Source organism: Rothia sp. HMSC065C03 (assembly GCF_001837295.1).
Taxonomy (GTDB): Bacteria; Actinomycetota; Actinomycetes; order Actinomycetales; family Micrococcaceae; genus Rothia.
Genome location: NZ_KV831984.1, coordinates 1 through 5,266 on the forward strand (window position 1 = coordinate 1; position 5,266 = coordinate 5,266).

Sequence of the window (5,266 nt, forward strand, 5' to 3'; positions counted from 1 at the left end):
TAGTACCGGGCTTGAGGCTTTTACCGCTTATTTGTCACTGTTTTTGCTCTTTGGCATTTTCAAGCTTTCAATCAGCTTGGCGATGCCGGTCAGGGTGGCACCGAGACCGCCGAGTGCGGCTCCTGCAGGGGTGAGCAATGCGGTAATTTCCGTAACATTTATGAGAATGTACCTTTCTCTATTGAGTTATCGATACCCGGATAGTCGGTGTGATTGCCGGGCTTGGGTGTTGAAGCTGTTCTCTTCAACACCACGAATATAACAGTAGTTATATTCGCAAAGCAAGTCATTCCGGGTATTTTTGAAAAATGTCCCCTGAATTTTTTCAGGGGACATTTTTTCATCCTCGATAACTCACATATTCACTTTGAGAGATTAAACATTTCTTAGGTCTATACCGGTTTGAGAGCGAATAAACATAATGCTATTCAAAATAGAACGGTAATCGGAACTGGTTGAGGGGACAGTAATACTTCTCCCGGTGTAGGGTTCTCCAGAAAGCCATATACGCAGGTGCCCAGAGCCTCCCCTAGTAATGGGAAACCCGATTTTCTTGCACCGTTTCAGCAGCTCTTTTGAACTGCTGGGCACCGATCCTTTGGTGCGATGACTGCAGCGTGTTGTTTTGGCCATGGTTGCATCTCCTTCGGTTATCAGTGCTCTCGTGCACCTTAGGTGGTACACGTTCATTATCTGTAGCCTCATGGGCTACTTACTGAGTTTCAACTAGTTTTGTCCCTTTGCTAAAGGGGGTGGGGCTGCTGCGTAGTTGCTGCGTTCTTGGTGTGGTACTTTTCTGCTGTCGGTTAGGTGGTTCAGGTGGTGGCGTGCAGGAAGGCCGTTCAGCCGGTTCAGCCGGGTCAGCCATTGTTTACCGGCGCTCTTTGCGGGGCTTTGGTGGGTGGGCTTGTAGTCATTGTTGCGTTGGCTAAGGTGCTTATATGGGGGAAATTACTGGTTTGTCCCAACCCTAAATATCCGGCGTTTACCCCCCCCCCCCTTAGGGGGGTAAACCCCTCTCTCATCTGCTATTGGCTCTTGTGGAAAGCCATAGCGCCGCTGAGGATTGTGCACGCCGTTTCAATGACGTTCACCGTGGTTCGTTCCAGCATTGAAGCGTCTTTCTCAGACCATGAGGCGACATAGGAAACACTGCTAGAAGCACTCTTGAGGCCCCAACAGTAAGCGACCACATAGGCGACTGATTCCGCCTCAGTCTCAGCTATGGAGCGGCAACCGTTTACGTTGGTACGGTATGCGTCCATGTCCATATCTGAGTGCATGAGAGCATGGGCAATCTCATGCGCTAGCGTGATAGCTTTGAGGCTTAGGGGGCGTAGTGCGTTGATGGTGATTACCCCGCTGTTATGGTCGGTGTATCCGCCTAGGCTAGCCCTCAGGGGCGTCTGTACGACCTTCCAGCCGCTAGCGGTGATATACGCTTCCAACAGCTCATAGAGCCCGTAATCAGCCGTTACAGCCTGAATCTGGCTATCGAGAGAATCCAGCTGAGAAACGTCATAATTTGCGTTGGAGGGCTCCATAATATAGCGCCAATCCCCGGTGATGTGCATTTCCCTCACCCTTTCATGAAATGCCTCCAGAATGTCAAACATGTTTTCTACGCGGGCGTTTTCCTGAACCATTTTTAATCTCCTTAATTTTTGTGGTTATATGCATATCTTCCAAAATTTTTTTTGCATATTTTCCCCAAAAATAGGGTTTGTCCCGCCGCTAAATTTACATTCTTTAGGGCATAAAAATCAGGGGGTACCTCATATATGAGGTGCCCCCCTGATTTGGTGATTTCTTTAGCGCTGAAGCTCTTGACGGTATGCCTTTAGAGCAGCATCAAGCTTCTGGCCAGTAGTATCGATGAGCTGATCGAGCAGCCCTCCATCACGGTAGAAATCAGTACACGCACGTTCGACGTGGGCATATTCTTCCTCGAGCGTTTCAGGGTTCCCACTGAAAGGAGCGTGATCGAAGGTGGGGCGGTACTGGGTTCGAGCATGGGAGTAGTACATGCTGCTCACACTGGGGTGAGTGTATTTCTCGATAGATGTCTGCAGGTAATCCGTGAAGGCCTGCAGACGGGTATCGTGAGCATGCTTGTGCTCAGCTTCTTCCAACGTCGCCCCAGCAATCGGCAAGATCGGCACTTCAAGGCTTTGACCGTCACAGCCCAGTAGAGCCGTATCGGTACGCCCAAGCGGCTGGAGAGTGAAGAGCTCCCCGTCAGAGGTTCGTACAGTGGCATAGCCTTCAGCCAGGTTCACAGCTTCCACCTGGCCAACCACAAACTTCACGATACGGGCTTGGGCCAGATCATTGGGGCGAATCCAGAAGCAGGCCGACGACTGTAGGATGCTACCGGCTTGTACCTGAAGGGTGCTGGTCAGCTGCAGGATCTCACCGGTGAGGGTGGGGGCGCCGTAGTGCGGGAGCGGGTCAATCAGGCGATCTTTATGAGCGTATGCCTGCTCCTTCAGAGCCTTGAGGACAATCTTAGTGGCGGCTAGATTGTGCTTGCGCAGCTTCTTGGCGTAGCGGTTATAGGTAGCTAGCAAGGACCTAGCTCGACTGAGGTTCTCACTAGCATCATCCCCGAAAGCATAGGCCTCATCGTAGTTGTTGGGGTTGTGGGGTTCATGATTCAAGACCAGGGTTTCACGCAAGAACGGATCTGCTGCTAGCAGATGGTTCAAGGTATCCCGTGCGGTTATTTGCGGCTCCATGGCTCTCACTTTCTTTAGATGGATCGGTTAGTAGTTTATGGTGGGCAGGTCTGTTCATCATGCTACTGCTGTCGTCCTGGGCCCCTGGGTTTTCTCTATTATGTCCCGCTTGTAAAGAACGGGCTGCTAGCCTCTGACACTACCCCTCTTTGAAGGTAGTGCCAGACGCCTTCAGCTAGGCGTTTGGCTAGTCTATGGAGCCTGTGCCTTCAGCGTCCTCTATGGACTCTATGCCTTCCTCAGCGGCTTTCTCAGCGGTTCCCTGAAGGGTGATGAGGTGAGCCGCCTCAGCCTCTCTCTGTTGCTCTCTGAAGGCTCTGAGAAGGGCTATGTTACAGAAGCCCAAAACCAACAAGAAAGGACTCAGAACCAGAAGGCTCAGAAGGAACTCAAGAATTGCCAAAAGATGCATGATGATGCCTCCAAAAATTAGGTAGTTGTGACAGGGTCATCATGCTGTTTTATAGGGGGCAATTTCTGAGTTTTCCCTCGTATGTCCCAAACCCAAATCAAGAGCGGTCGGGTACCTATCACCTCTTTAGGGGTGATAGGTACCCGGGCGCCTTACCGGATAACGGGACGGGGCGGGTTAGCCTTTAGCGGCGCTGGAAAAGGCGGCGGAACAGAGCACGCCAGCGGTATGTGAAGGTGCGACGGCGGGCGTCCTCTTCTATGACAGCGCTCATGTCGAAGGCACCGCCGTGCTCAAGTCGAGTCGTACAGCAAACGCCGCCGTTTTCCGGGTGTGCTTTTGAGAAGACCGTGAAATGTTCGACGGGGATTACGGGACAGGTGCAGTATTCGACGTAGTAGGTCATTTTTTCCTCCAATTAGGATTTGAATTTAATGTGTTATCCGATATGACCATCTTCCTATTTTTTCCCGCAGCCAATTCTAGAAATTCCCTATTTGTCCCTTTGGTAAATTAGGTATTTATTTGAAAATATTCAGACAAAAAATAAAAGGGTGTAAAGAATGAATATATGCATTCTTCACACCCTTTGGGAAATAGGATTTTATGCAGACTCATTAGGCAATGAGGGTATCTAGGCGGCGGCAACCTAATCGATTCAAGGCGGCGGTAAGTTCGGCGGTGATGGCCGGATACTGGCCTGCGGTACGCGGGATATTGACGGTGGTGTCTTCACCGTAGCGCGGGTAGTTCCGCAGCAGGATGCTCATGTACCCCTCAACCGGATCAGGGGGTAATGACGTGGTAGGTGGGCGAGCTGAAGAAATAGCCATCTGCACAAGCGGGCTTGAGCTCAACGGCGATGGTGGGGCGCCACAGCAGCACCCCCACCCCCTCTGATAGAGAGCAACCCAGAGGCACGGGGGCACACCACCACGCCCCTAATCTACAGCTCTAGCACCTAGTAACGCACAGGCCAACCAGGAGGACACTGAATCGAAACATCACCACGAGATACCCGCAAATACGCCTGCAAATCTTCCATCTGAGCGGCATACCAACCCTGTTGCGCCATGTGCAGACTCAAAGCATCCACCTCAAACAACTCAGGACTCTCAGCAGTAAGCTTCACGCACAGCTCAGCAGCCGCCCGCGCATCAGCAGTAGCATTATGCGCCGCCGCACCAAGCTCCACACCATACGCCTGACACAAAGCACCAAGATTACGACGACCACGCCATTTCAGATGTGCCTTACGGTGCATAGTCAACCCATCAATCAACCTCATATTGCCACCGCCGTAAATATCCGCAAAGTCATCACCCAAAGCCAAGCAATGGCGGCGGCTCTCATGAAGAAGCACCGTCATATCAAACGACCCATTGAACGCAACAATAGGCATACGGTGCCGGACACACTGCGCCAAAGCCGCCAGAATCTCAGCAATACCATCACGGGCAACCATACCCATATCACGCACATATGCAGTACTCAAACCATTAACAGCAGTAGCGGCAGCGGGCACCTCAATACCGGGATCAATAAGCCAGGTACGACGCTTAACCAAAACATGGTCGGCACTGTAATACAACAAAGAAGCACTGATAATGCGGTCGACCTTTTCCTGCACGCCAGTAGTTTCAGTATCAAAAGCAACATAGCCATTCTCAAACCAGGTCTGCGCCATTTTTAAAATCCTTTCCTCCACATATCATGACATAACATGCAATGCATTTCCGAAACGAATCAGAATATGACAATTATTAATTTCCACATTCCGTTTCCCGTGCCTTCATTATGCATTTTTTAAATACTTAGAAATTAATATTTTGAAGGTTTGTCCCTTTTCTAAATCAACCTCTCCACCCCCAGCGCCGCAGCACATCATCAGCGCTCGCAGTGCTGATCTACTAGGGCTTCACCAGCGACATGCATGCATCTATATGGGCCTTTCGACACGAGCCTAAGGAACCAGGGCGTCTTCGCCACTGAGGTCTCGATAGGTACAGGACTCTAACCCCTAGTGCAGGAGTTGCTGTCCGACCACTCACTGCAGGTTCCTGCCCCCCCCTAAAGAGGCACCGGCAGGCGGAGGTAAAACCCTCCACCTTGCCGG

At 51.1% G+C, this 5,266-nt stretch carries 7 protein-coding genes; 1 reads left to right on the plus strand and 6 read right to left on the minus strand.

Going from position 1 to position 5,266, the window contains the following annotated elements:
- On the plus strand, positions 1–262 hold a 262-nt coding region (locus HMPREF2605_RS09580), incomplete at its 5' end, for a hypothetical protein (protein ID WP_210401033.1).
- A 766-nt stretch (positions 263–1,028) separates the two neighbouring features.
- Here HMPREF2605_RS09580 and HMPREF2605_RS03200 read toward each other — a convergent pair.
- The 6 genes from HMPREF2605_RS03200 to HMPREF2605_RS03220 all read right to left on the minus strand — a co-directional run bounded on the left by HMPREF2605_RS03200 (position 1,029) and on the right by HMPREF2605_RS03220 (position 4,837).
- Positions 1,029–1,646 carry an ImmA/IrrE family metallo-endopeptidase gene (locus HMPREF2605_RS03200; RefSeq protein WP_070846901.1) on the minus strand — a complete coding sequence of 206 codons (618 nt, stop codon included), beginning with the start codon at positions 1,644–1,646 and terminating at the stop codon, positions 1,029–1,031.
- Positions 1,647–1,811: 165 nt separating this feature from the next.
- Positions 1,812–2,738 (minus strand): hypothetical protein, encoded by a 927-nt coding sequence (locus HMPREF2605_RS03205; protein ID WP_070846902.1) that lies wholly within the window; start codon positions 2,736–2,738, stop codon positions 1,812–1,814.
- A 187-nt stretch (positions 2,739–2,925) separates the two neighbouring features.
- A complete protein-coding gene (locus HMPREF2605_RS03210) occupies positions 2,926–3,150 on the minus strand; it encodes a hypothetical protein (protein ID WP_070846903.1) in 225 nt (74 codons plus the stop codon).
- Positions 3,151–3,334: 184 nt separating this feature from the next.
- Positions 3,335–3,556: a hypothetical protein gene (locus HMPREF2605_RS03215; RefSeq protein ID WP_070687965.1), complete on the minus strand. Its 222-nt coding sequence runs from the start codon at positions 3,554–3,556 to the stop codon at positions 3,335–3,337.
- A 211-nt stretch (positions 3,557–3,767) separates the two neighbouring features.
- The gene (locus tag HMPREF2605_RS09480; RefSeq protein WP_168167582.1) at positions 3,768–3,920 is read right to left on the minus strand and encodes a hypothetical protein; all 153 of its coding nucleotides are present in this window, start codon (positions 3,918–3,920) and stop codon (positions 3,768–3,770) included.
- A 191-nt stretch (positions 3,921–4,111) separates the two neighbouring features.
- Positions 4,112–4,837, minus strand: coding sequence for an exonuclease domain-containing protein (locus HMPREF2605_RS03220; protein ID WP_070846904.1), 726 nt, complete (start codon positions 4,835–4,837; stop codon positions 4,112–4,114).
- Positions 4,838–5,266: the final 429 nt, after the last annotated feature.